The sequence below is a fragment of the Bacillus sp. LL01 genome (genome assembly GCF_001037965.1).
Genome location: NZ_LFEL01000002.1, coordinates 410,514 through 433,943 on the forward strand (window position 1 = coordinate 410,514; position 23,430 = coordinate 433,943).

Consider the following 23,430-nt stretch of genomic DNA (forward strand, 5'->3'; position numbering starts at 1 on the left):
AAGAGCGGGAACCTGCCCAACTTTCCTTTAGCCGCTCAACATCGCTGTAAATACAATGGAAAGTACAAAACTTATTGATAAGGATATTAACCAATCTTTTTTCCTCGTTGTTTTCAGTAGAATGTTTATAGTTGAAGTAATCGCCATTAATATTCCAAAAACAAAGAAAATCATTATTAAATCCATCTTTAATTCCCCCCATACTTACTATTATTTAATATGGATTTCATGGTACCACACCTGCAATTTTTAGTATATATGAGAATATAAGGGTAAGAAGATTGTTTCTAATAGCCTAGAAACAATCCTCTTTTTAATCTTATAGTCCTGATACCGAACCAGAATATTTAGTTGATTTAGCACGATACAACGGCGGCTTGTCATAACCGGTTGGTTCCGCTGCGTCATAAACTACAATTCGGTAATCTCCGGTCCCTGCACTTACATTAAAACTTATTTGATTGGTATTTGTAACTGATTTAGTAGTTTGTGTTGACCACCAGAATCCATTACTTTTTTGTACTTGAACATATACCGTCTTGTTTTTAGCAGTTTTTACAAACTGATCTACTTTAAATTTGACATTAATCGTTTCCCTACTTGAGTAAAAATGGTGGTAGTTTTTACTATGGGAGGTAGTGCTTTCTTTCGTAGTTCCACTATAATTTGTAATATGGACATTTGCTGAAGCGGGACTCACACTTAAAGTCAATCCTAAAACAAACACAATTAGTAACGTTGACAATTTCATAGTAGCACTTTTCATCTTCTCTTCTCCTTTCTTCAATTAGCTGGAAATTTTGGCTGTGATAATACGATAACTTTGGGTTGGGGCATAAACATCAACAATAAGGGTTGTATAGAAAGAAGCCGGTGACCACTTTAAGGGAGTGAATTTCCCATTACTGGAAACCTTTCCTATTTTCGCAGTGCTGCCGATAGTACCATCTACTCCTTGAATTTTTGTAGAAGCTGATTTAGAGTACATAGGTCCGGATAAATCTTCATCAGCAGTAACAGCTGCTAACTTATCTCCATTCCATGTAAAAGTCCCATAAACTGCGTGCCTAAAGTTGAAGCCATTTGTATTAGAGACAAAGGCTTGATAGCTCTTAGACCCAATGGAACTTGCTTGTACAGACTCTATATTCAAGTTCTGTTGATCAAAAGTGGATATGGAAGAAGGCTGAATACCATTAACTTCTTTAAAACCTACGGTAAGATTCTCTGAAGATATTTCAATATTTTTCTCCCCGTTTGCCAATCTTTCATTCAATTCTTCTACCATTCCTTCAAGCTCTTGATTCATTGCCTCTATTTCGGATCCAGTTGGATAATGTTTACCCTCGGCTTTTGCAGCATTTTCATTCAATAAAAAAGTTAGTCCAAATGCAATTGATAACAATATAATAATTTTTTTCATCTCATTCCCTCTCTCCCTTTTTAATAGTTGTAAATCTTTTCTCTTCCCTCCCTTTTAACGATAAATAAAATCTATCACAAAGTAGAAATATGTAGATTTCCAGAAATGTAACAATAAAGAGATTTAGCCTTTGGAAATACGAAGAATCCTGACGTTTTCTAGGATAATATAAAAGTTTTTATATTTTTTATTGAGGGACGGTTCTTGCGCTTCCTAATTTGTACGAAGAGAGGGCTAAAAAACTCACCCTAAAGGGCACCCTTCCTCGCCCCACAGCTAAAATCTTTTCTTACTTAAACCGTTTGTTCAATAAATAGTAATTCTATATACATAGAAAAACGGGCAGAGGCACTTTCCCTCTACCCACTCATCACCGACAAGAATCTCAGTAAAACCAGCACTGTTAACACCCCGAATAACAATGGGCGCTGTCCTCTCACCAAGAATGAGCCACCCGCCAATACAAGCGCAAGATTCTTCCACACATCCAGCACTTTATGGTCTAGTATCAGACCCAGAATAACTCCAATCACAACCACAGCAATTTAAATCCGCTGTCAGTTTGGAAGGGGAAACGGGTGGTGTTGATGTGCTCTAACCGATTCCTTTGTGGGGGAACTAATGGGACCTAATGGGGACCTAATGGGGACGGTTCTCCCTCTTCTTTTTATTTATAGCGATCTTGGGGGAAGCGGTAGAACCGTCCCTTTACTACGCCTTAAACACCAAACTCTCCGATATGCCCAGTATTCTGGCGGCTTGTCTTTGGGTGACTCCGTTGATGCGTTTGATTTTAAGTAGGGTTCTTGTTCGTTGAGCACGTGGGAGGCTTTTGACATGGGGTACTTCCATGGGGGAGATTACTTTTTGGATGGCGGTCCTTGCTTCTTCATCTGTTAGCTTTCGTCTCGGCGTGTATGGATCCATGCATTCATCCTCATAGGGATTTCTCTCTTCGTTAAATTCCTTGAACAGCGCTCTGGCTTTGGATTCTTCTTCAGAGAATAATTGGAGGATAAAGCGTTCGTCTACGATTTTCCAAGGATGCTGGCGTTTGCTACCGTAATATCCGGCACAACTACTCCAATTCCACTCCTCAGGCTTCCCGACAAGACCAGCTTTAACGGGGTTCTGATGAATATACCGAATGACCGTCATTAGATAACGGCGATCCTCCACGTTTTCACTTTTGAACCGGTCCTGAAAGAGATGGCCAATCGTTTGATATTTGGTGTTATAGTACATCGCATAGCTCACCCCTATGCGCCTCATCGTATTGGATATCGACTCCTCCCCCTCCTTCATTAAAAGATGCACATGATTCCCCATCAAACACCAACCATATAGCGAGAAATCCACTTTTCTCTGACACCTATCAAGAATCTCCAAAAATCGACTTCGATCATAAACATCATGAAAAATTTCTTGCTTATTAGCCCCCCTTAAAATGATGTGATATATACGACTTACACTTTTTCTCCTTGCTTGTCTCGGCATTTGGGTTCACCTCCCGGGACGGTTCTTTCGCTTTCATCCCTTTCGATTAAATTATGAATCAATAAACCTATTCGACAATATATGAGTGGAGACCTTCCAAGCTAATAAAATAGAAAAATAGGGACGGAGCTTTCGCTTCCATATTCTATTGCAGATTGCCTCTATTTCAGCGTTCACTGGTGAAAGAAGCGAAGGAACCGTCCCCACACTAGGCGATATACCTCTTGCAAATATCCTACTAAACCTTCATATTTAAAGGTAGGAGGTGCGATACGATATGCGAAACGATATAAAGGCAAATGAACGGGCTTATTCCACCAAGGAAGTGGCGGAGGAGGTAGGAATTGCAACCCCTACTGTGCGAAAGTATGGACAAATCCTGGAGCGCAATGGATATGAGTTCTTGAAGGATGGAGACCGGAGAATCTTTGTTGAAACTGATATCATAGCACTAATAGCGCTACGCGATACGGACAAGCCGCTAGACAGTACAGCTAGGAATCTTGCAGATCAACAAAAAGAGCGATTTGAAGAAATGAGCGAAACCGATATAGCGCTACCCGATACAGGCGAACAGTTGCTACAAGACCCGAACCAATTAAAAGAGGCCTTTAAGTATCTGGTGAATGAACTTGCAGCGGCACGCGATATGAATATCCAACTGAAAAACGATATGACACAGATCAAAACAACCGTTTCCCAGCTTCAACAGGACCATCATGTGATAAGCTCCAGTATCGGTAATTCTTCACAACGAACCAATACAAAAATTGAAAAATTAACGGAGCAACAAAAGAATCACTATGAAACCTTACTAGAACAAGAAAGACAACGAACGGAACTCTTGCAAGAAGAAATACAAAAAATGAGGGCAGAACAGAAGAATGAGTGGGTTTCGCAAAATGATTTTAACAAACGGCTAGAAGAAGAGATACATAAGCGCAACGGAAATTGGAGCTGGCTATTCTCCCTTTTCAAGAAGTAAGATATTCGGAAGTATATTACTTTGTATAGCTATCCAGATGAAACGATTTATCCTCCTAGTACATTGCGTATCGCCAGGCGATATGAGTTAAATTGCTTCTTTTTTAAAGCTTAGAGTGAAATTATCCTCTGACCTGATTTCACTCGTAACGATTTACTTATAGCGTTACGCAATACGGGAAACCTCTGGACGATATATCACTTGATAGTTCCAACCATAGAAAGATACCACAGGCTCTTCTTTACAATTTAAAATTCTACATATCATCCCTTATCCCTAAAAGTTTGAAAGTGATTTGATGTAAGTATCTATTAATTTATGAAGCGTTGTGTTTTTTGTTATTTGCGAGAATTATTTATTCTTAGCACGCAAAAACTGCAGATGACTTTGTCCCAAACTAATTCCCCACTTTCATAATTCAACAATTTCCTGAGAAATATCTACAAAATCTGAGGGTATATATATCGACAAGATCTTATCTTTCCAGCCTCGTACGGGGGAATAAAACATAATTTTAATCTATCGACAAATATCTATCAGACGTCACAACATAAAAACAGCCTGCTCATTTAATAGAATGAGCAGGCTATTTTTTTATGGTTAGAAGCAATAAGAATCGTCCCTTCTTTGCCCTAGATTAGTAGTTTTAGATAGAAGGAGATAGTTTGATGACTTGGGAAGAATACAGGGACGGTTCTTCCGCTACATTGAGAATGACTCTTTGCTGTTAAAGAACCAACATCCTAGTAATTTAAAAGGCCCGACCAGTTACAAAAAAATTATATAAGGGGTACTGTTACTTCTTAAGCGCTGATTTCTGAAAAAGAAGCGCAAGAACCGTCCCCAATTTCCTCCCCAATTTCCTCTTGTCCATTTCCTCTTTCTGTAATATAATCTATTCAGTTATTTATTTTTTCTAATATAAGGAATTATTTTCTTTGAGATTCTAGAGGAAGAAGTATCTGGATATTATATGTCTGGATTTAGGGTGAGCAAGTGTGAGTTCTGGTGTTTTTCGTTCTTTAGAGAGATTTATTTCTTTCATTTTTTTTAGTGTAATCGGATTGATTGTTGGGGTGAACATCTTTGTAACGAGGGGGCACCATTCAATTAGTTCCGACTATCCGATATATTTTAAATCTATTACGTTTATTATTGTGATACTGCTTATTGTAGCTTTGATTAAATTTCGACAACATATTGTTAGATTACTAGAGAAGTTTCCGGTGACCTTTTGGGTTGCCGGGTTTTTAGGGTTTAGCCTTTTTCTTCAGCTGGTGGTCGTCAAGCTGTTTGCGGTCAGGCCGTCTTGGGATTTTGGGGCGCTTGTAAATGGGGCGAGGCTGTTTCTTGAAACTGGGGAGGTAAGCAGCTATTTATCCATCTACCCTAATAATAGCTTTCTGTTTTGCCTGTTGGTGGTCATCGGGAAAGTTTTCACACCTTCCGTTATCGTCTATTTACTTTTTAATATTTTCATCATCACCTTCAGCCAGCTTTTGATTTTCCTGATTGCTCGGAAGGTAGCGGGTAATACCATTGGGATGATCACATTGGCTGTTAGCGTATTGTTTTTCCCATATATCTTTTTTGCTCCAATTGTTTATACAGATACGATATCGTTATTGTTTTTACTTCTACCATTACACATGCTGCTTGATAGAAACGGGGAGTTTAGAAGTAATCTTTCCATTATTTTAGCGGCAGCATTTATTTTCGCGTTAGGAATGCTGTTGAAGGGGTCCCTTATCATTTTTATCATCGCATTCAGCATCACGCTTTTCCTTTACATGAAAGGTTGGAAAAAAGCATATATTGTACTTCCTTTTGTGGTGCTTATATTGGTGAAAATCTTATTCAACAGCGCTCTCTATCAGTTGGATATATTGAATGAAAAACAGTTGCAGCAAACCAGTTTCCCGGTTTCTCATTGGTTGGTTATGGCCCAAAATGGGGAAAGAGTTGGAAAATACGCTGAAAACGATGTGCAGTGGACAAAGCAGCTATTGGCGGACCATTCACGGAGCCAGGTTTCCGAGATCCATTACCAGGAGCTCGAAAATCGTGTATCGGAAAAAGGCCTACAAGGAAATCTGGCCTTCAACTTGGAGAAGATCAAACATACCTGGACAGATGGAACCTACTACTCCTTGAATAAAATTAAGAGAAATCCAGTGGTGCCAGAGAATATTACCGGCCTGCTCGACTATAAGTCCGGGAATTTGCTCCAGGGCTATGCGAGGGTTCAGCATTTGATATTATTTATCGGATTGCTATTTACAGCCAGTCTTTACAAAGATAAAAGAGCTTTCGTGATGTTTTGTATGTTGTCCATCATCGGTTACTTCTTATTCTTTCTTTTGTGGGAGACGCGTTCGCGATATTTGGTAAGTGTAACGCCGCTGATCATCCTGTTGAGTTGCATGGGTTATTTCAAAATAAAGATTAGGAGATTCATAGGATGAAGCGATTCCTCAAATTTGGGACTGTTGGTGTTTTTAATACATTGATTACGTTCTTTAGCTTTACGGTATTTTATTATATTGGAATAAATTATTTATTGGCACATGTAATGGGCTATGGTCTTGGGGTGTTGAATAGCTATTATTGGAATAAGAGATGGGTGTTTAAGGATGAAAGGAAAAAAACGGCCATTTTTTATAAATTTGTTGCGGTTAATTTGGTGACGCTTGGCATTCATACTGGTCTTCTGTTTCTACTGGTGAACAACGCTGGGCTTCAACCTGTAGGGGCAAACCTTATGGCTACTGCTGCAAGTTTATTCATCAATTATTTCTTAAATTCAAGATGGACGTTCCATCAACAGCAAGTAGGATAATGGAGGATTTTATGAGAGAGTTTATTTCAATTGTGGTGCCGATGTATTTTGAGGAAGAAGTTGCCCAGGAGTGCTATAACAGATTGAAGTACGTGATGGATGAAAATTTTATTGATCATGAATTCATTTTTGTCAATGATGGTAGCACCGATCGCACGATGGATATATTAGTAGATGTTTCAAGGATCGATCCCAAGGTCAAAATTGTCAATTTCGCTCGTAATTTCGGGCATCAGACTGCTGTGACAGCCGGTATCGATTATGCTTCAGGAGATGCAATTGTGATTATTGACGCCGACCTGCAGGACCCGCCAGAGGTTATCCCTGAGCTTATAGGGAAGTGGCGTGAAGGGTATGAAGTCGTGTATGCCAAGCGTAAGAAGCGTGCCGGGGAAACGAAATTCAAGCTGCTTACGGCAAAATATTTCTATAAATTCCTGAACTATATGTCAGATATCGAAATCCCCAAGGATACAGGCGATTTCCGTCTGATTGACCGAAAAGTGGCGGATGTGTTCAAGCAGATGACAGAACGCAACCGTTTTGTCCGTGGAATGTTTTCGTGGATCGGCTTTAAACAGACGTTCATTGAATATGAACGTGATGAAAGGTTCGCAGGCGAAACGAAGTATCCGTTGAAAAAGATGATCCGGTTTGCTGCGGACGGAATTATTGCCTTCTCTACCAAGCCTTTGAAAATAGTAATGTCTCTCGGTTTCTTTTCCGTATTAGTCTCGTTCGGAGTCCTTCTATACGCTATACTCGTTAAACTTTTCGGACAAGAGGTAGAAGCAGGATGGGCATCCATCATGGTCGCGATCACCTTCTTCAGCGGAATCCAACTCCTTGGAATGGGAATCGTCGGCGAATACATCGCACGCATATACGACGAAAGCAAAAACCGACCAATCTATGTAGTAAAAGAGACGGTGAATTTAGCCAAAGAAGAGAGCAAATTGAGGGACGGTTCTTCCGCTTCTGTTTAAGGGACGGTTCTCCCGCTCCCTTTTGCTTTATGCATACAACAGAATGTTAAGGGTTATGGCACAACTAGCATTAAGGCGCTAGTTGTGTTTTTTTGTTTGAACCTTGCATCGGTAACCCACCGTCCTCCATTATGTTTGAACCTTACACACTTTTGGCTGCCTCTATGATCGGGATACTACTCTCATTAATTGTGAAACTACAAATTAGGGACGGTTCTTTTGCTTCTTGAGACACTAGAAGCAAAAGAACTGTCCCATTTTAAGTCAACGGAAAATAAGCGCTAGAACCGTCCCCTATCCTCCAAATGCTCTTCTAACCGATCCCACGTTTCGGCTATTCCCTGCTCCATCCCCATTTCCAAGACCTTCTTCAAATCCTCTGGAGATTTATACTCAGCACGATTAGTCAGCTTTGTCTTTCCATCATGTTCTTCAAACAACATCGTAGCAAGAGTTGCAGGCATTTCAGTAGACTCATTGCCTTCTGCATCGGAGAAATAATCAGTGCATTTAATTTTTTCATCTTTAATGATTTCGGTGTAAACCGCTTTTCCCCAAGACTCGAAACCAAAGAAGTCGCCTTGGTTCTCATCTACACATTTCATGCAATAATGCCATACGCCACCTTCTCTAAAATCAAGATCACATACTGTCAAAACCCAACCACGCGGTCCCCACCATTGCTTAAGATGCTCAGCTTCTGAAAAAGCTTTAAATACCAATTTCTTCGGGGCATTGAATTCACGCTCTAAAACAAGTACGTTACCTTCCACTCTTGAGATCATTTTCGTTCCTCCATTACTTTGTTTTTTTACAACTCCTCCGTGGATTCTAGTTGAATGGCCTTATTGCATGTTTCTCTAAGAGTCGTCCTTATTCCTTTTTTCATCTAGTTGCATTTTCTTAAGATATTCATCAAGATTGTCGTACCGTTCCTCCCATATTTTCAAATAGGATTCCACCCATACGCTAAGCTCCTGAAAAGGCTCTGGTCGTAGTTTGTATATTCTTTTGTTTGTTATTGCCTCCACCTCCACGATACCTGCCTCGCTAAGAACTTTTAGATGTTTGGACGCCTGAGGTTGATTGAATCCCAACTCTTCAGCAATTTCCCCAACAGAATGAGGGCCTTTTCTTAAAAGTTCCACAATTAGCATTCGTTTCGGTTCAGCTAACACATTTATAACTTTCATGATTCAAATATACCATAGAAGGAATATTCCTATCAAGGAATATTATCTTTTTTAAATTTCCTTTTCCATTAGGCGCAACTATATCTTTATGTTCCCATCAACTGATATCTCCCTAACACCTCGTATAAAAACTTCCGATCAAAACCTGTTTTTCGATAATCCGCTCCACCCACTCTTCAATCGCTACCATATCTGAGTCCTGTATGATTCCTTCCATTGTACTCAAAAAGCTCTTCCAGTTGTAAAACTCCCAATGTGCTGTTTCATTTGGCATATTTCTGCTGCCTTTAGGAAAAAGCCCATCTCCACCGGTTTAGTGTCGTAATGCTGGCGAGGTACTTTCTTTTTACTACCCATCCATATTAAAAAAGGAACTCCGGGGTAATAACGGAGCTCCTAGAAAGCAAACAAGTCATCTTTGGTTTATAGCAGAACAGTTTTCACTGTTTCTTGAAAGCTTAATATTTATAACCAATTCCCGGATCCTCTTTATTGTCCCGTCCGTCTCCATATTGGGATACTTCTGCTGTATTAAAATTTTGACCTACCCCTTTTTTTCTTAAAAAAAGGCAAATTGCTTTAACTGTGTTTCAAAGAATATCCCTTTATACTTTTCTACTTTTGGGTTCTGAAATCGCTACTAATTGCCTCCATCCTAAAATTGTCACTTGCCCACACACTTTCCTTTTCGAAAAATTCGAAAACTTTAAGGTAGTCTGTAGGTACCTCCCTTATCCATTTCTGAAGAATGTGTACAATCGGTGCCTTTTCAGGAAAGTGTTGAAGGAAGATTTCGGATTGCTCATCAAGCCTTGTGGACCATATCTGCGAGCGAGCCATCACCATGGAATAGAATGTTCGAATTAGCTTTCGGGCGAAGGCTTGTGCGATTGCTGGAAATTCAAGGTCAGATGCAGCTTCGAGCCTTCTTAAATATCTATCAGAAACCTCCCTTATATCACCATTAAAGCTTATCGCTATTTCCGCGGTCAGCTTGTAAGGACCGAAATGTTCGCGAAGGTCCTCTCCATCTACACAAACACAGAGCTCTCTTAAAAATGCTTGTTCGTAATAATTTTTCGGATCCATGACATAATCCAGACTTGTCTTCGCAATGCCTACATCACGAACCAAAGAAAGATATTTTTTAGACAAATCCTTCCCAAGTTGCTTTATGCTTTCAGATTCACTAGGATCTAATTCTCGATGAAATACCGTGAGAATGTCCAGGTCCGAGCTCGCTTTTATGGCATCTCCCCTGGCTACACTGCCGTACACATACACACTATGCAGCAGGTTCGGAAACAGCTGTCGAAGGTTTTCCTTAGTTCCTTGGATACATTTCTGATAGTCCGTTGAAATCTTTTCTAGTCCAACATCCCTTATAATAAATCCATTGGCATCGAGACCATAACCCTTCCGCAAGTGTTTCATGTCGTTCTCCCTTCCATCTCCCTAGTAGAACTTATTTATTTTCACGGCGGTTGTTTGTCCGGGATTTGATTCCAGAATCCTACCGTTGTTCCAAACCTCCACGTGATCGCCTTTTTTTAGATCAGTGGTTTTTATTTCGTTGTTGTGGTCACTCAGTAGTTCCGTTTCTTCATTTATGGTAATCCAAATTTTGGAGAGGGGCTGATCCAGATGATTTTGGATTTCTTCAAGGAATAACCTGTTGTTTTTCCTATCTACCTTTACGATTTTCCCAATGTGATGCGCATCACTTTTAAGATTACTCGCTATTTCCACCTCATCCGAACCACAGGCTACCAAGAACAAAGTCAGAACAATATAGATCGTTTTTCGCATGTCACCCTCCTATTTTTTATCCATCATGGGGATTTACTTTTTTTGACGACACACCTAGAAACCTACACCATTATTGACTAGCCTCTTTTTTATCGAAGGATAGTGCCAAATCGAAAAATGACAGTCCAAGTGACATACCTAAAGCGATGGAAATAGATTTAAAATAATTGGGATCACTCAGATTAATAAGGACGCTCAGTGCAAAAAACAATGCAAAATAAAGAAAGAATCTGAGCCCTCTCCTTTTGAGCTCTGGACGCGGCATCCTTCTTGCTTTCCATAGGATGGAACAGAGGAAATAAAACAATGAAGCAACCAGAAAAATCGCATAACCGAACATCATTGCCGTTGCTAATGGATGGTTTATATCCTTGTATACTATAATAAGTGTTAGGATGGTGCTGATACTAAAGACTACAAGATAAGCAATGGAAAACTTTCGCACAACATCGACCTCTATTCATTTGTTTGGTTCTTCTATTCCTAATTATTCCAAAGATTTCTCTGCTGCTCAAGATAAATTTTAGAGTGGGAGTCTTCAAGACTATTTAACTCATTTGAAAAGGAGCTGTGACGATGACAACAACTCGTGGAAGCCAAAGAACATGTAGTAATGGCCATACCTATTATAAAAGCAGTGATTGCCCAACCTGCCCTAATTGCGAACAAGAACGTAAGCCTAACAGCGGATTTCTTGCTGCGCTTTCCGCTCCAGCAAGACGTGCGCTCGAACATCATCAGATAACTACCTTAGAACAGCTATCCGGCTATAGTGAAAAGGAACTACTGAAGTTTCATGGAATGGGGCCGGCTTCTTTGCCGAAGTTGAGGGCTGTTTTGGAGGAGGCAGGGTTTTCTTTTAAGGGGTGAACGGAACCTTAGAAGTAGTTGTTTCCAACCATGAGTACCAGGTTTACTTCTCTACAATTATTTCACTATACCATGCAATAATAGTCGAGCTTTATCGAGGCTATTTCAGTTTCTACCAATCAATACAAAAAATCCATTTAATCAAACGTTTGTTCAATAATTACTATTTTGAAAAACCAGTCCCCTTCACTCTAATAAAAGTTAGATTTGACAAGTAATATCACCAACCAAAAAAATGGAGACGTAGACCACTCTAAAGAAGCGATAGAACCGTCCCCATACATACCCCATTTTAATTAATTTTCTTCATTGACCAAATTTCCACCCTCTCCACTAGCAGTTCGGCATCACCAAACAACAGAATGCCATTGGCATCTTCCTGAGCAGGATAGACACGTGTGGTCAGGCTTTTCAGTTCATTTATATAGACTTCAACCAAAGATTTATCTAGCAGCAGTCTAAGGTCCAATGGGTTTTCCCCTAACTGCACTACTCCTCCTTGTATGCCTGTTGTTCTTTCCCTTTTATCCACTGATGTTTTATTGCGGTTCACATAGAATCCATCTTCAGAGCGATTATAATAAAATAATGTTTCCTCTTTTCTATCCTTTGATTGCCTAATATACAATCCGCAACTGCTTTCATATGCTTCTTTAAACTTCAGACGTATTTCCAACATATCACCGCTGAGCTGTTTTAACTGTTCATTCACTTCCGCCAAGGTTCTATCCTTGAGGTCAAGCAGTTTATCCTTACGAAGCTTTTTCACTTGATCCACCGGCTTTATTCTCATCCGGTCATCATGTCCAAGATACACTTCTACAGGCATGCCGGCATTATGGGCCCAGCCTGAAGCATATTCATATTCAATTGGTCTTTCCCCTTGGGCAATTGTAAATAAAAGCAGTTTTTTAGTAACGGGATCGACCATTGCGCTTGGTCCGGTAAAATGAAAATCACCAAGATCGAAAAGCTGCGGTTCTTCCTCGTCCGGTGTAAAGCTTCCTTTTACCTTGTCCCAGGCGCCGACCCAATAGAAAACTTCAACGTCAGCACCTTCTCCTACAGGACTGATGATAAAGAGATGCTTTTCTTCTCCCTTACTATTCATCCCAAGCGGCAGAAGAATCGGCAGCTCCCATACCCTGCCCAGATAAGGATACTTTTCATAATCACTGACATATAGGCAGCCTTTGAATTGCCAGTCCACTATATTAGCAGATTCAAATAAAAGTGCAGTTCCTCCTTGTCCATTAATCCCAGAGGCCACAATTTGATACCAGGTATCGTCCTCTTTCCAGACAAATGGGTCTCTGAAACCATCATCGTCAAGCTGATGACCTTCAGGCTGAAAAATGACAGGTTCAGAATGCTTTTCCCATTGTGACAAGTTTACATCCCCATCTTTTTCATAGGTGCTTCTTGCCAGCCCTATCATCTGGTTAGGTAGATAATGGTGATTTCCAGCTGTGAAAAATAATACCGGCAATCCTTTTTCATCATAGTGGGCACAGCCGGACCATGTTCCATCAGGATCGACTTCATCCTTGGCAGGTGCCAAAGCGACAGGTTGATCCTTCCAATGGATCAGATCATCACTTACCCAGTGACCCCAATGTATATTTCCCCAATAAGGACCTTGAGGATTATGTTGATAGAACAGATGGTACTTTCCCTTATAATACAGAGGGGCATGTGGCTCGTTCATCCAATGCCCTGGAGCAGTGGCATGGTACTGGGGCCGATGTTTATCCGCCGCAAATTCGTTCCGGTCAATACTGATATTTTCATAGGGAATATCAGAAATTACACCTTCCGCTCTTTCAAGATATGTATGATATTGATTCAGGATTTCTTCTTCTGTTAATGCCTGATTATAAATACTGACCTCATCCATCAGGCCGCTGAACATATTAAGCGCAAATGTATCAGCTACCATGAATGGAAGGTTATTTTTTCCGATTAGCAGATCCACATCAGCCGGGGCAATATCCTCTTGTTCCGTTTGCTGACTTCCTATCAGTACACCGTTTAAGTATAATTTCATGCAGCTTTCTTTTTTATCATAGGTTGCTGCAACATGGGACCAGACATCCTTTGGTAGGTAATGGTTTTCACCCCACACTTCCTTCCAGCCACTAGTTAAGCCTAGCTGGAAAGAAAGCAATCCATGCTTATGGAAGCCGAGAATGAAACCTTTCTCTTCTTTAAGATCATGCTGGTTTACCAGTGCAGTTAATCGTTTGTCCTCTAGACCACCAAAAGCATGAGGCGCCACCCAGCCTGAAATGGTCACACTATTTTTATCCACCTTGAATTTATCTTGTTTTCTTTCAATGTACGTGGAAAAGCCATCAAACCACAGAGCATTCCCACTGATCCCTTTTCTTCTTTTCAGCTGCCTGTTCGGCTGAAACATCGCCTCATCAAAAATATAATGAACCGTGTCGTTTATGCCCGACACTCCGTCAAGAGTGGTGTTCCCCTCCTGCTCTTCAAACTGCCATCTGGAAATTAATGCGCTTGAATCCATAAATCATGTTACACCCCCTCGAGAAAAATTACTGATTACTGTATCTATATAACTTCTTCCATGGTTGGAATAGCTGAAATTGCCCCTACTTTCGTGCAAACCAGGGCACCCACCTTATTGCTGAATAAGATAATCTCTTTAAGATGTTGAAAATCTCCCAATATTTTTTCAGCGTTATCACCTTTGGAAAATTGGTAAAGTGCTGCTCCAACAAATGCATCGCCGGCCCCAGTCGAATCAATAGAATCTACGGGAATACTAGGTATAATTTCTTGCTGCTGTCCATTTGAGATCAAAGTTCCTCTTTTCCCCAATGTAATGGCTACTATTTTAGCTCCTAATGCATGAAGAGTTTGCACACCGCTTTCGAGCTCTTCGGTCCCTGCAATTATTTCCAATTCCTCCTCACTGACTTTCACAAAATCAGACAGCGAGATTCCTTGTTTCACTAAGTCGACAAAAAGACTTTCTCTTCCTTTCCAAAGGTCCAACCGATAGTTAGGATCAAAGGATATAAACTGTCCTCTTCCCTTTGCAGAATGCAAGGTATTCAAGTAGGTGGTTCTGAAAGGCTCCTCCAATAGAGCGGTTGCAGAACCGAAATGCAGGATGGAAGCTTGCTCCATTTTGTCTTGATCAAGTTCCTCCTCCAATAAAAAGGCATCTGCCCCCCGGTTAAAGACAAAATCTCTTTCGCCATTTTTCTTTAAAGACACAAATGCCAATGTTGTCGGGTTGGTATTATCCATTACAAGCATCGACGTGTCTACCTTTACATCTTCCAATGTACTTTTTAGAAAGTGTCCAAAGGGATCATTCCCGACCTTCCCGCTGAACAGCGCATATCCCCCCAATTTCACAATGGTTGCACATACATTAGCAGGAGCTCCCCCTGCTTGCTTTTCAAAATTTTTCCCTTTTACTAAATCAATGCCCACATCTGTACAGAAAAAGTCTATCAGCAGCTCTCCCATACAAATGACGGAAGTATTTCCTCCCATTAAAAGCCCCACCTTTACATCCATAGTTGAAAAGCTCTAACCAGAAATTCGATTAGAGCTTTTCTTTATTTTTGTATCTACTAAACACCGCTGTTGATTTCCGCAAAAGGCTGCGCTTATCCAAGGGCGACCTTGAGCCTCCTCGGGCTTTGCCCTGCGGGGTCTCAAGATTGCCGCTACTCCCCTGCAGGAGTCTCCGCCTTTTGCTTCAATCAACAGCTAGAAACCAGATTATAATCACAGTTAACTTTAACTGAGTCTAATATTCACTTACTCCAGATTGATTTTAGTGGTGTAAGTGTTAATTGACGTACGTTTGCCGTTCCTTCTTTTGAAAATAAATTCACCTTATCTGCTTTTTCATGAGGAAAGACAAGGCTGGTAACTGCAATCCTTCCATTGTTTGCAAAGACCTCAATGGATGATGCATCCACGAAGATTTGAAGATTTATTGTTTTACCATCCATATTCAATGGTGCCACCTGGATAGCAGCGAATGATTCTGAGAAGCTATTATCACCAGCACCCGTACGATCAACAATTAACTCTTCCTTCACTGCATCATAGCTGATTGTTGTCTTTTCCTCCTTGGAATTCAAGACGGATAAACCGAATGATTCTGCGGTCTCTTTTTCAAATTTAACCTCTATCTCCGTTAATTCACTGATCTTGTAAGAAATCGGTTCATTTCCGTCAAGAGCTAGATTTTTAAATGACTCCGCTTCCCCTCGGATGGTTTTGATTTCCGCTACAGGTGACTGCAAGATTCGCAGACCGGCGGCCGTGGATGTTAGAGATAATTCTCTTGGTAATGTCATCGCACTGCGCCATTCTTTTGTTGGCAATTGATTAGCATAGCGCCAGTTGCTCATCCAGCCAATATAGATCCGTCTGCCATCCTCTCTTGGAATATCTGACCAGCTGACACCTGCATAGTTATCTCTGCCATAGTCCAGCCATAGAACAACTTCTTCAGAATTTTCATTCAAAAAGGTTGTGCCATCAAAGTCCCCGACAAAATACTGAGTTCTGGATCCTTCTTTGAATTTAGGGTTATCTCCAATGCTTACGAGCATGACCCATTTCTTGTTCCCCGGTTCTCCATCAATAGGCAATTGAAATAGATCCGGACATTCCCAGACACCGTCATGTGACCCTTCTTTTATTCCAAACACACTTGCAAACTCCCACTCTTTCAAGTTGAGGGATGTGTAGATTGTAACAGTTTGACCTGTTGCCAGCACCATCACCCATTTGTTTGATTCTTCATGCCAGAACACTTTTGGATCACGGTAGTCGGTAATGTCCACATCAGAAAGGACCGGATTTCCTTCGTAAGTTTCCCATGTTCTTCCATCATCTTTGCTGTACGCCAAGCTTTGACGTTGTCGTGGCCGCTCTGTGCCAGGATAGTTATCTGCATGTGTAAAAATCGCAACCAACCCCGGAGCTTCCTCAAAAAATCCTGTAGTATTATTCCAGTCCACAACCGCGCTTCCGGAGAAAATGGCACCATGCTCATCCGGGTATAATGCAATAGGAAGCTCTTCCCAATGGATCATATCTTTGCTTACGGCGTGGCCCCAGTGCATTGGCCCCCATGTCGTACCGTGCGGGTGATACTGATAGAATAAATGATACTCTTTGTTGAAAAACACCATCCCGTTCGGGTCGTTCATCCATTTTTCCTTGGGGGAGAAATGGAATTGTGGGCGATGATTTTCTTTATATTGAACTGTCATAAACACTCTCTCCTTTACGAGGCTTTCGCCAGATTACAAAGAAAATGCCGGACACCTCCCAAACTATTGACAATATACGTCCATATTCCGGGTGGTGACAGGCACTTGTAAAATGATTACTGTCTATCAAATCCTGCTTGTTTAATCTCAAGCCATTCAGATAAACCTAGGCGCTCCAATTCTTCGAGGTATTCCGCCCATTCCGCTTCTATTTTTCCATTGGTAATCCATTCTGCACGCTTTCTGTTTACATATGGAAATAAGTCCGCTTCAATGGTGGAGAGGCGATCAAGTTCCTCTTTATCGAAAAATACTTTCGGGTAGATATTATCTGCTTTCATGTGTGGAACCATAACTTCTTTCATCAAGTTCAATCTCCATGCAGCATCATCCGGCTTGGTAGTAACCGTACCATAGTAACTATCAAGAATTGCAAGTGGTCCACCGACAGAGGTTTTTTCGCGCAATTCAACAGGTGCCGTACCGTCCAGAGACAAATGTCTTAGCATTTCTTCCTCTTCATCCCACTCAAAGATGTTTTGTTCCTCATCATCACCAAAGGTACCCCAGTTGTTTTGTACAGATTGTGCTGGATCGTAAAGCTCATCAATCCACTTAGCAGTCAATTCAAGGTTTTTATTGGCACTTGTAATAACCATTCTGGAGCGATCAAAGCCCATTCCATTGGTTCTTGTAACGTTCTTGTGCCCATCTGGTCCGGATAAAGGAGGCATTAAATCGTATTTATCGTTCATACCTGTAATATTTCCTTTATCCCATGTGAAGTACATTCCATATCGTCCTTCTTGTCCTTTTGCCACATATGCAGGCCATTCATGCTCAAATGCCTCAATATCAAGAAGTTTCTCTTCATACAATTCGTTCATGAAATTGATTGCTTCGATATAACCTTCATCAGCTGCAGTCAATTTCACTTCCCCATCATTCGTTACTACTGTGCGATCCCAGTTATCGCCAAGACCGAATGATCCAAATAGGAAGCCAGGATCTTGACCACCGTCATTTATAATAAATGACATCGGAATTGTTTGTCCGTCTCCTGCAGGGTCGTTGTCTCTGAAGGCAATCAATACCTCTTTTAATTCATCAGTCGTTGTCGGGATTTCCAGTCCTAGCTGGTCAATCCACTCTACATTGATCCAAGGGAAATTATCGACAGAATGAATGCTTTCTTTTCCTTCCCCTAATTCTTCAATCCAAGGAAAGGCATAGATATTTCCGTCAGGAGCTGTCATCATCGCTTCGTATTGTGGAGCTTTCTCCAACACAGCTTTCAGGTTTGGCATATGATTTTCAATTAGATCGTTTAGTGGAATAATTGCTTCATCTTCTGCAAGCTTTAACAGCTCATAGTCGCTGAAGGCAGCATTCTTGATCGCGTCCGGCATTTCGCCAGTAGCCATCGCAAGGTTTCTTCTTTCTCCAAATACTTCTCCAGTGAAATTTCTCCACTCAATGTGAACACCTGTTTTTTCTTCTAATCTTTCATAAATCAACTTTTCGTTCGGATCATCAGGAGCCAATGGAGAGCTGGATGTCATAATTTTCAACGAAATGTCTTCCTGCTTCAATGGGAATGTAATATCTTCTAACTCGTAATCATCTGACCATGTCTGTGCTGTATTGTTGGAACAGCCAGCAATCAATAATACACTTGCCAGAAAGGAAGCTAGCAATACTTTGTACATTTTTTTCATAACCTTACCCCACTTTTCATTTTTATAGAGTTTTATTTCAGGCTGTTTTCGTAAACTTTGTTGCTTTTCCGTTTTTTTATATCAACCGTTATACTCCTTGCTGTCGTGCTCTTTTCCTGGTTGTCCAGGATAAACTGCATACCTAATTTAGAGTAGAAAAGCGGTAAAAAGTCCAATTGCCAACTTTTTACTAAGAATAGCAACAATCTTTCAGAAAAGAGCTTTATTTCAATGACCCAACCATAACCCCTTTTTCAAAATACTTCTGGAAGAAAGGGTACATTATCAATAAAGGTAAACTTGCTACAACGATGGACGAGTACTTGATCATTTCTGCAATCTTCTGCATCTCGGCACGTGCCAGCTGGTCGGCAATCATGCCAGGCTGTACTTCGTTCTGAATGAGGATTTCACGTAATACTAGTTGCAACGGATAGAGTGAACGGTCATCCAGATAAATCATCGCTTGGAAATAGGCGTTCCATTGACCGATAAAGGCGAATAGTGCCAGCACGAAGATAATTGGTTTGGCTAAGGGCAATACAATTTTCCAGAAGATCATCAAGTCAGATGCGCCATCTATTCTTGCTGCCTCTTTCAGTTCTTTTGGGATCGCTTTAAAGTATGTCCTTGCCAGGATAAGATTCCAAACTCCAACTGCACCAGGCAGAATGATCGCCCATGGAGTATTCAACAATCCCATTGAACGGACAACCAAATAGGTCGGAATCATTCCGCCATTGAAAAACATGGCAATAAGGAAGAAGATAACAAAGAACTTTTTCCCGACAAGATCGTCCACTGATAATGCATACCCAGCAAGAACGGTAAAGCTGATGGCCACAAATGTAAATCCTGATGCATATAGAACAGAGTTGAAGAATCCTCTCATTATCGTGCCATCTTGGAAGATTCGAACATATCCGTCAATTGTCCAATGATCAGGATTGAACGACAATCCCTTTGTAGCCAGGATTTGGGGCTGCAAAAACGAGCCAAGCAGGACATATAAGAGAGGAACTGTTACAACGATTACAACCAGACTCAACAACACTTTATTGACCAGAAGAATTATACGGTCCGTTTTTGAGCTGTCTAGTAAATGGGTTCTTTTAGAATTACTCATCGTTTTCCTCCTTTCCTAATAAAGCGTTTCGCCTTTTAGTTTTTTCACTACCTGATTCGCTGTTGCTAGCAATACAAGACCAATTACGGTATTGAACAAACCTACCGCTGCCCCGAATGACCAATCTCCTGCAAGAAGTCCGCGCTTATATACATAAGTGTCGATAATTTCGGAAGCGGGCAAGTTTCGGTCTGTTTGGAGCAAGTAGGCTTTTTCAAACCCGACACCCATGATTCCTCCAATAGAAAGAATGAACAGAACTGCCATGACCGGTTTCAGTACCTGAAGATCAATATGCCAGATTCTCTGTAAAAGAGAGGCACCATCGATTGTTGCTGCATCATGTAGCTGCGGATCAGAATTGGATAGGGCCGCAACATAGACAATTGATGCAAAGCCGGCACCCTGCCATATACCAGATGTGATGAAGATGGTCCTAAAGTAATCAGGTTCAGACATAAATGAAACAGGACGATTCATAATCCATCCCAGCAATCCATTAATAGGTCCTGCCGGAGATAAGAAGAGGAACAGCATTCCGGCGATAACAACCGTAGAAATGAAATATGGTGCATAGATAACCAGCTGGATGTTCTTTTTAATTCCTGACCTTCTGATCTGATGAAGCATAAGTGCCAATATGACGGGGACAGGAAACCCGATAAGCAGTTCATAAGAACTCAGCTTAATCGTATTCAGGAAAATCTGCAGAAAGTTTGGTGACGTCAGGAAACTGGTGAAGTGGGCAAAACCAACCCAGTCGCTTCCCCATATCCCTTTTGTCACACTAAAGTTCTGAAAAGCAATCAGCACGCCATACATTGGTATATAGTTGAAAATAAAAACAGATAACACTGCTGGTGCCAGGAATAAGTACAAAACCCAATTTTTCTTTATGTAGGCCATTCGGTTCTGCTTCCTTTTTTTTGTTTTAGGAACTTTCGTGGCCTCACTTGTAATTTCTACCGGCTTGTTCAGAGGTTCTAAACCCTGACTCATGAATATCACCCCTTTATATATTTTTTGCGATTTTGTTCTACAAGCCCTTCGCTGCCTGCTTCAGACCTGTTGAGGATTCAAGATAACGCTTTCTTTGTTCAAATATAGCAAAAAAAAAGATAATGATAGTTTAATATTTTTGGGTTAAGTGTTTTAAAATCTTCGGTAGTTGAAACCGGTTACAATATAAACAAGCCTAAAAATAAAAACCAGGCAAAAACCGCCCGGTCCTTAATAAAGATAAAAAATTATTGGTTAATCGCCGCTGTTCCTTTCCGCAAATAGCTGCGCTTATCCTAAGGGCGACCTTGAGCCTCCTCACTCCGTTGCGGGGTCTCAAGATTATCGCTACTCCCCCGTGGGAGTCTACGCTATTTGCTCCAATCCACAGCTAGAAACCATTAAAAGCAATTCGTTTTCAGTTTTTCAGTGCCCTCCAGGAGGCCAGAGGAGGCTCCCGGACCGCCCACTGGAAAGCGAAGTGCCTGGAACGGAGATCAACCGGATTTTATACTCCCTCATGATAGTAAAGGTTTTCTCAAAAACTTAAATATTATTAAAGAGCTTCAGAGGGAAAACTCTCAGCATGTGAAGCTTTTTCTTTTCTCGGAAAGGAATGGGAGGCCACTTTTGTCATGAAATAGGCTGCGAGACTTATACCGAAAACAAGTATTAATGCCGGAATCACCATATAGGCATAAGCAACCACTGCAAGTAATGCAAGCAGGAAAATGGTATGAAACGGTTTTGCAACCGCAAGAATTACCGCATGGAATGGATACTGCAAAAGCTTCAAGTCAAAATGTACGAATATCGGAAATATATACAATATGGTCAAAAGATAGAGAATACCTATGACAACCGTTGCACTTGCCAAAACCAATTGAAGAATGCCGTTCTCCATCTGCTGCAGCACTCGGATATCCAGATATAAAATTAATCCCACCATCATCACCAGATACCCTATCACGTTGGACATAATGAACTCTGATTTAAAATGATTCCAGAAGGATTTAATAACAGCTGTATCCTCATCCTCCATTATCATTTGCTTTAAAACTGCAAACATTGCCGCAGTTGCAGGGAAAAGTCCTGCTATCAAAAGACCTGATATAGAAAATAAAACCCATAGAAGGTTGAGTAATACTAGATTAAATGCCCAATTTCCTAAACGAATGTACCATTGAGACATATCAAACATATGATTACACCTCCATCACAATGACGACGGAAATTCCCCCGTCTCCCCTTCACTTTATCAAAGATGACCAGAATGATAGTTTAATATTTTCGGTTGCGGACTTTTAATATTTTCGGATGTTGAAAACGCATACAAAAAACCTCCAATATATATTTGGAGGTTTACAACTCATTCATTCTCTTGGAGGGCATTGTTTATTTTTTCAACCGCTTCATCTGCCGCTTCCTTTATATCCCTGCCTTTAATACCCACATCTTCAAATAATTCCTTTACTGTATCGCTGACTACGGAATAAGCGGGGGTCACCGGGCGGTTTCTGGAATGATTCTGGCCTTGTTGGATAAAGATATTTTTGGGATACTCGTTTAACTCAGGAAGAGCCTCTGCTACCGAATACCTAGCAGGGATTTCCCCCGTGAGTTCCGCAAACTTTTTGGAGCCCTCATAGCTTGTCAGGAATTTAACGAATTCCCAGGCCTCTTCCGGGTACTTCGTTTGGGACGATATCCCGACGGCCCATCCTCCGCTTGGAGTCACCTGATATTCTCCCATCGGCAGCGGTGCGACTCCGAAGTCCTCTTCAAGTGAAAAGTCTTGAATGTTCTCTAACTCCTGCAAATCCCAGGATCCCAAAATGGTCATCGCAAGCTTCTCTGTCTCAAAAGCTGCTGGAGGCAATTGCATAGTAGCCACATTATGTTCGAAATAGAGGTCTTGGTAGAATTGCAGTGCTTTTAAAGATGCTTCGGAGTTCAAGTAACCTTCCGCTGTTGTTCCGTCAGGACTCAGTACACTTCCGCCGAACTGCCATAGTATGGGCATCTTGAAATAGGCAGGTCCTTCGCCGTCCATGAATCCCTGGGCTGGATCTATTCCATATACCTCATGGTCAGGATTGTTTATTTTTAACGCAATCTCTAAAACCTCTTCCCATGTCAACGGATTGTCGGGATCTTGTGAAGGAAAAGGGATGCCGGCTTTTCTGAACAAATGCTTATTATAATACAAGGCTATGCTCGATTCGACAATGGGTGCAAGATATATTTCCTCTTCAAAGGTTAATCCGGCAATGGTCGGCTTTGAGATATCGTCAATATTGCCTTCCTCTTTCATGTGCCGGTCCAAGGATAAAAGTGATCCTGCATTGGCGTAGAGCCCTAAGTTAGGACTGTCGATTGTCATAATATCCGGATGGTTTCCGGCAGCCAATTCTGTTCGAAGACGCAGTTCATATTCACGTCCCCAATACTGTGCCTGCATATTGATTTTTATATCCGGATGGAGTGCCTCAAAATCTGCCACTAATTGTTCATATGCAGAATTGAATGATGCATTTCCTAGATTGCGCCAAAAGGTGAGCTCTACCTGTTCAACACTTTCCGCTTCCTCCCCATTATCCACGTTTTTATCAGAGAAGCTATTTACAAACAAGGCATACCCTGCAGCAATGACTAAACCCAGCAGTACAAGGATAAGGACTATCCTTTTTTTCATAAGATCACCTCTCT

At 41.0% G+C, this 23,430-nt stretch carries 22 protein-coding genes; 5 read left to right on the forward strand and 17 right to left on the reverse strand.

Annotated features, from left to right (window positions below):
- Positions 1–319: 319 nt before the first annotated feature.
- The 3 genes from AB685_RS08445 to AB685_RS08455 all read right to left on the reverse strand — a co-directional run bounded on the left by AB685_RS08445 (position 320) and on the right by AB685_RS08455 (position 2,920).
- Entirely contained in the window at positions 320–766 is a 447-nt protein-coding gene (locus AB685_RS08445; protein WP_047970144.1) for a hypothetical protein, read from the reverse strand.
- 21 nt (positions 767–787) lie between these two features.
- Positions 788–1,423, reverse strand: coding sequence for a hypothetical protein (locus AB685_RS08450; protein WP_047970145.1), 636 nt, complete (start codon positions 1,421–1,423; stop codon positions 788–790).
- 711 nt (positions 1,424–2,134) lie between these two features.
- On the reverse strand, positions 2,135–2,920 hold the full coding sequence (locus AB685_RS08455) for a transposase (protein ID WP_047970146.1): 786 nt from the start codon (positions 2,918–2,920) through the stop codon (positions 2,135–2,137).
- A gap of 277 nt (positions 2,921–3,197) precedes the next feature.
- Between AB685_RS08455 and AB685_RS08460 the strand changes: the two genes are divergently transcribed.
- The 4 genes from AB685_RS08460 (at position 3,198) to AB685_RS08475 (ending at position 7,730) form a co-directional block, all read left to right on the forward strand.
- Positions 3,198–3,905 carry a hypothetical protein gene (locus AB685_RS08460; protein WP_047970147.1) on the forward strand — a complete coding sequence of 236 codons (708 nt, stop codon included), beginning with the start codon at positions 3,198–3,200 and terminating at the stop codon, positions 3,903–3,905.
- 998 nt (positions 3,906–4,903) lie between these two features.
- Complete coding sequence (locus AB685_RS08465; RefSeq protein ID WP_047970148.1) at positions 4,904–6,370, forward strand: hypothetical protein; 1,467 nt, start codon at positions 4,904–4,906, stop codon at positions 6,368–6,370.
- A complete protein-coding gene (locus tag AB685_RS08470; RefSeq protein ID WP_047970149.1) occupies positions 6,367–6,744 on the forward strand; it encodes a GtrA family protein in 378 nt (125 codons plus the stop codon). Before AB685_RS08465 ends, AB685_RS08470 begins: the two co-directional genes overlap by 4 nt.
- Positions 6,745–6,755: 11 nt before the next feature.
- The gene (locus AB685_RS08475; protein ID WP_047970150.1) at positions 6,756–7,730 is read left to right on the forward strand and encodes a glycosyltransferase family 2 protein; all 975 of its coding nucleotides are present in this window, start codon (positions 6,756–6,758) and stop codon (positions 7,728–7,730) included.
- 281 nt (positions 7,731–8,011) lie between these two features.
- Here the strand turns inward: AB685_RS08475 and AB685_RS08480 are convergent, their stop codons facing one another.
- From AB685_RS08480 to AB685_RS08500, 6 genes are all read right to left on the reverse strand, one after another.
- The gene (locus AB685_RS08480; RefSeq protein ID WP_047970151.1) at positions 8,012–8,515 is read right to left on the reverse strand and encodes an SRPBCC domain-containing protein; all 504 of its coding nucleotides are present in this window, start codon (positions 8,513–8,515) and stop codon (positions 8,012–8,014) included.
- Between the two features lie 75 nt (positions 8,516–8,590).
- Complete coding sequence (locus AB685_RS08485) at positions 8,591–8,923, reverse strand: metalloregulator ArsR/SmtB family transcription factor (protein WP_047970152.1); 333 nt, start codon at positions 8,921–8,923, stop codon at positions 8,591–8,593.
- Between the two features lie 112 nt (positions 8,924–9,035).
- A complete protein-coding gene (locus AB685_RS31240; RefSeq protein ID WP_157860708.1) occupies positions 9,036–9,197 on the reverse strand; it encodes a hypothetical protein in 162 nt (53 codons plus the stop codon).
- A gap of 341 nt (positions 9,198–9,538) precedes the next feature.
- Entirely contained in the window at positions 9,539–10,357 is an 819-nt protein-coding gene (locus AB685_RS08490; RefSeq protein WP_047970153.1) for a nucleotidyltransferase domain-containing protein, read from the reverse strand.
- 21 nt (positions 10,358–10,378) lie between these two features.
- Positions 10,379–10,732: a DUF3221 domain-containing protein gene (locus AB685_RS08495; protein WP_047970154.1), complete on the reverse strand. Its 354-nt coding sequence runs from the start codon at positions 10,730–10,732 to the stop codon at positions 10,379–10,381.
- 70 nt (positions 10,733–10,802) lie between these two features.
- Positions 10,803–11,177: a hypothetical protein gene (locus AB685_RS08500; RefSeq protein ID WP_047970155.1), complete on the reverse strand. Its 375-nt coding sequence runs from the start codon at positions 11,175–11,177 to the stop codon at positions 10,803–10,805.
- 131 nt (positions 11,178–11,308) lie between these two features.
- Here AB685_RS08500 and AB685_RS08505 point away from each other — a divergent pair, with 131 nt between their 5' ends.
- On the forward strand, positions 11,309–11,602 hold the full coding sequence (locus AB685_RS08505) for an RNA polymerase alpha subunit C-terminal domain-containing protein (protein WP_047970156.1): 294 nt from the start codon (positions 11,309–11,311) through the stop codon (positions 11,600–11,602).
- A gap of 292 nt (positions 11,603–11,894) precedes the next feature.
- Here the strand turns inward: AB685_RS08505 and AB685_RS08510 are convergent, their stop codons facing one another.
- From AB685_RS08510 to AB685_RS08545, 8 genes are all read right to left on the reverse strand, one after another.
- Positions 11,895–14,135 carry a GH32 C-terminal domain-containing protein gene (locus AB685_RS08510; protein WP_047970157.1) on the reverse strand — a complete coding sequence of 747 codons (2,241 nt, stop codon included), beginning with the start codon at positions 14,133–14,135 and terminating at the stop codon, positions 11,895–11,897.
- 44 nt (positions 14,136–14,179) lie between these two features.
- On the reverse strand, positions 14,180–15,136 hold the full coding sequence (locus AB685_RS08515) for a carbohydrate kinase (RefSeq protein ID WP_047970158.1): 957 nt from the start codon (positions 15,134–15,136) through the stop codon (positions 14,180–14,182).
- A 266-nt stretch (positions 15,137–15,402) separates the two neighbouring features.
- On the reverse strand, positions 15,403–16,878 hold the full coding sequence (locus tag AB685_RS08520) for a glycoside hydrolase family 32 protein (protein ID WP_047970159.1): 1,476 nt from the start codon (positions 16,876–16,878) through the stop codon (positions 15,403–15,405).
- A 116-nt stretch (positions 16,879–16,994) separates the two neighbouring features.
- On the reverse strand, positions 16,995–18,596 hold the full coding sequence (locus AB685_RS08525; protein ID WP_047970160.1) for an extracellular solute-binding protein: 1,602 nt from the start codon (positions 18,594–18,596) through the stop codon (positions 16,995–16,997).
- 223 nt (positions 18,597–18,819) lie between these two features.
- Entirely contained in the window at positions 18,820–19,722 is a 903-nt protein-coding gene (locus tag AB685_RS08530) for a carbohydrate ABC transporter permease (protein WP_047970161.1), read from the reverse strand.
- A gap of 15 nt (positions 19,723–19,737) precedes the next feature.
- Positions 19,738–20,628 carry an ABC transporter permease subunit gene (locus AB685_RS08535; RefSeq protein ID WP_241773272.1) on the reverse strand — a complete coding sequence of 297 codons (891 nt, stop codon included), beginning with the start codon at positions 20,626–20,628 and terminating at the stop codon, positions 19,738–19,740.
- Positions 20,629–21,277: 649 nt separating this feature from the next.
- Positions 21,278–21,922 carry a DUF624 domain-containing protein gene (locus AB685_RS08540; RefSeq protein ID WP_047970163.1) on the reverse strand — a complete coding sequence of 215 codons (645 nt, stop codon included), beginning with the start codon at positions 21,920–21,922 and terminating at the stop codon, positions 21,278–21,280.
- Positions 21,923–22,090: 168 nt separating this feature from the next.
- Positions 22,091–23,416 carry an ABC transporter substrate-binding protein gene (locus AB685_RS08545; RefSeq protein WP_053073762.1) on the reverse strand — a complete coding sequence of 442 codons (1,326 nt, stop codon included), beginning with the start codon at positions 23,414–23,416 and terminating at the stop codon, positions 22,091–22,093.
- Positions 23,417–23,430: the final 14 nt, after the last annotated feature.

What these genes read in the sequence shown, in the direction of transcription:
- AB685_RS08490 (WP_047970153.1), bottom strand. Translation starts at nt 10,357, where the DNA reads ATGAAACACTTGCGGAAGGGTTATGGTCTCGATGCCAATGGATTTATT.
- AB685_RS08510 (WP_047970157.1), bottom strand. Translation starts at nt 14,135, where the DNA reads ATGGATTCAAGCGCATTAATTTCCAGATGGCAGTTTGAAGAGCAGGAG.
- AB685_RS08515 (WP_047970158.1), bottom strand. Translation starts at nt 15,136, where the DNA reads ATGGGAGGAAATACTTCCGTCATTTGTATGGGAGAGCTGCTGATAGAC.
- AB685_RS31240 (WP_157860708.1), bottom strand. Translation starts at nt 9,197, where the DNA reads ATGCCAAATGAAACAGCACATTGGGAGTTTTACAACTGGAAGAGCTTT.
- AB685_RS08540 (WP_047970163.1), bottom strand. Translation starts at nt 21,922, where the DNA reads ATGTTTGATATGTCTCAATGGTACATTCGTTTAGGAAATTGGGCATTT.
- AB685_RS08460 (WP_047970147.1), top strand. Translation starts at nt 3,198, where the DNA reads ATGCGAAACGATATAAAGGCAAATGAACGGGCTTATTCCACCAAGGAA.
- AB685_RS08530 (WP_047970161.1), bottom strand. Translation starts at nt 19,722, where the DNA reads ATGAGTAATTCTAAAAGAACCCATTTACTAGACAGCTCAAAAACGGAC.
- AB685_RS08480 (WP_047970151.1), bottom strand. Translation starts at nt 8,515, where the DNA reads ATGATCTCAAGAGTGGAAGGTAACGTACTTGTTTTAGAGCGTGAATTC.
- AB685_RS08520 (WP_047970159.1), bottom strand. Translation starts at nt 16,878, where the DNA reads ATGACAGTTCAATATAAAGAAAATCATCGCCCACAATTCCATTTCTCC.
- AB685_RS08525 (WP_047970160.1), bottom strand. Translation starts at nt 18,596, where the DNA reads ATGAAAAAAATGTACAAAGTATTGCTAGCTTCCTTTCTGGCAAGTGTA.
- AB685_RS08495 (WP_047970154.1), bottom strand. Translation starts at nt 10,732, where the DNA reads ATGCGAAAAACGATCTATATTGTTCTGACTTTGTTCTTGGTAGCCTGT.
- AB685_RS08455 (WP_047970146.1), bottom strand. Translation starts at nt 2,920, where the DNA reads ATGCCGAGACAAGCAAGGAGAAAAAGTGTAAGTCGTATATATCACATC.
- AB685_RS08535 (WP_241773272.1), bottom strand. Translation starts at nt 20,628, where the DNA reads ATGGCCTACATAAAGAAAAATTGGGTTTTGTACTTATTCCTGGCACCA.
- AB685_RS08470 (WP_047970149.1), top strand. Translation starts at nt 6,367, where the DNA reads ATGAAGCGATTCCTCAAATTTGGGACTGTTGGTGTTTTTAATACATTG.
- AB685_RS08485 (WP_047970152.1), bottom strand. Translation starts at nt 8,923, where the DNA reads ATGAAAGTTATAAATGTGTTAGCTGAACCGAAACGAATGCTAATTGTG.
- AB685_RS08450 (WP_047970145.1), bottom strand. Translation starts at nt 1,423, where the DNA reads ATGAAAAAAATTATTATATTGTTATCAATTGCATTTGGACTAACTTTT.
- AB685_RS08505 (WP_047970156.1), top strand. Translation starts at nt 11,309, where the DNA reads ATGACAACAACTCGTGGAAGCCAAAGAACATGTAGTAATGGCCATACC.
- AB685_RS08545 (WP_053073762.1), bottom strand. Translation starts at nt 23,416, where the DNA reads ATGAAAAAAAGGATAGTCCTTATCCTTGTACTGCTGGGTTTAGTCATT.
- AB685_RS08475 (WP_047970150.1), top strand. Translation starts at nt 6,756, where the DNA reads ATGAGAGAGTTTATTTCAATTGTGGTGCCGATGTATTTTGAGGAAGAA.
- AB685_RS08445 (WP_047970144.1), bottom strand. Translation starts at nt 766, where the DNA reads ATGAAAAGTGCTACTATGAAATTGTCAACGTTACTAATTGTGTTTGTT.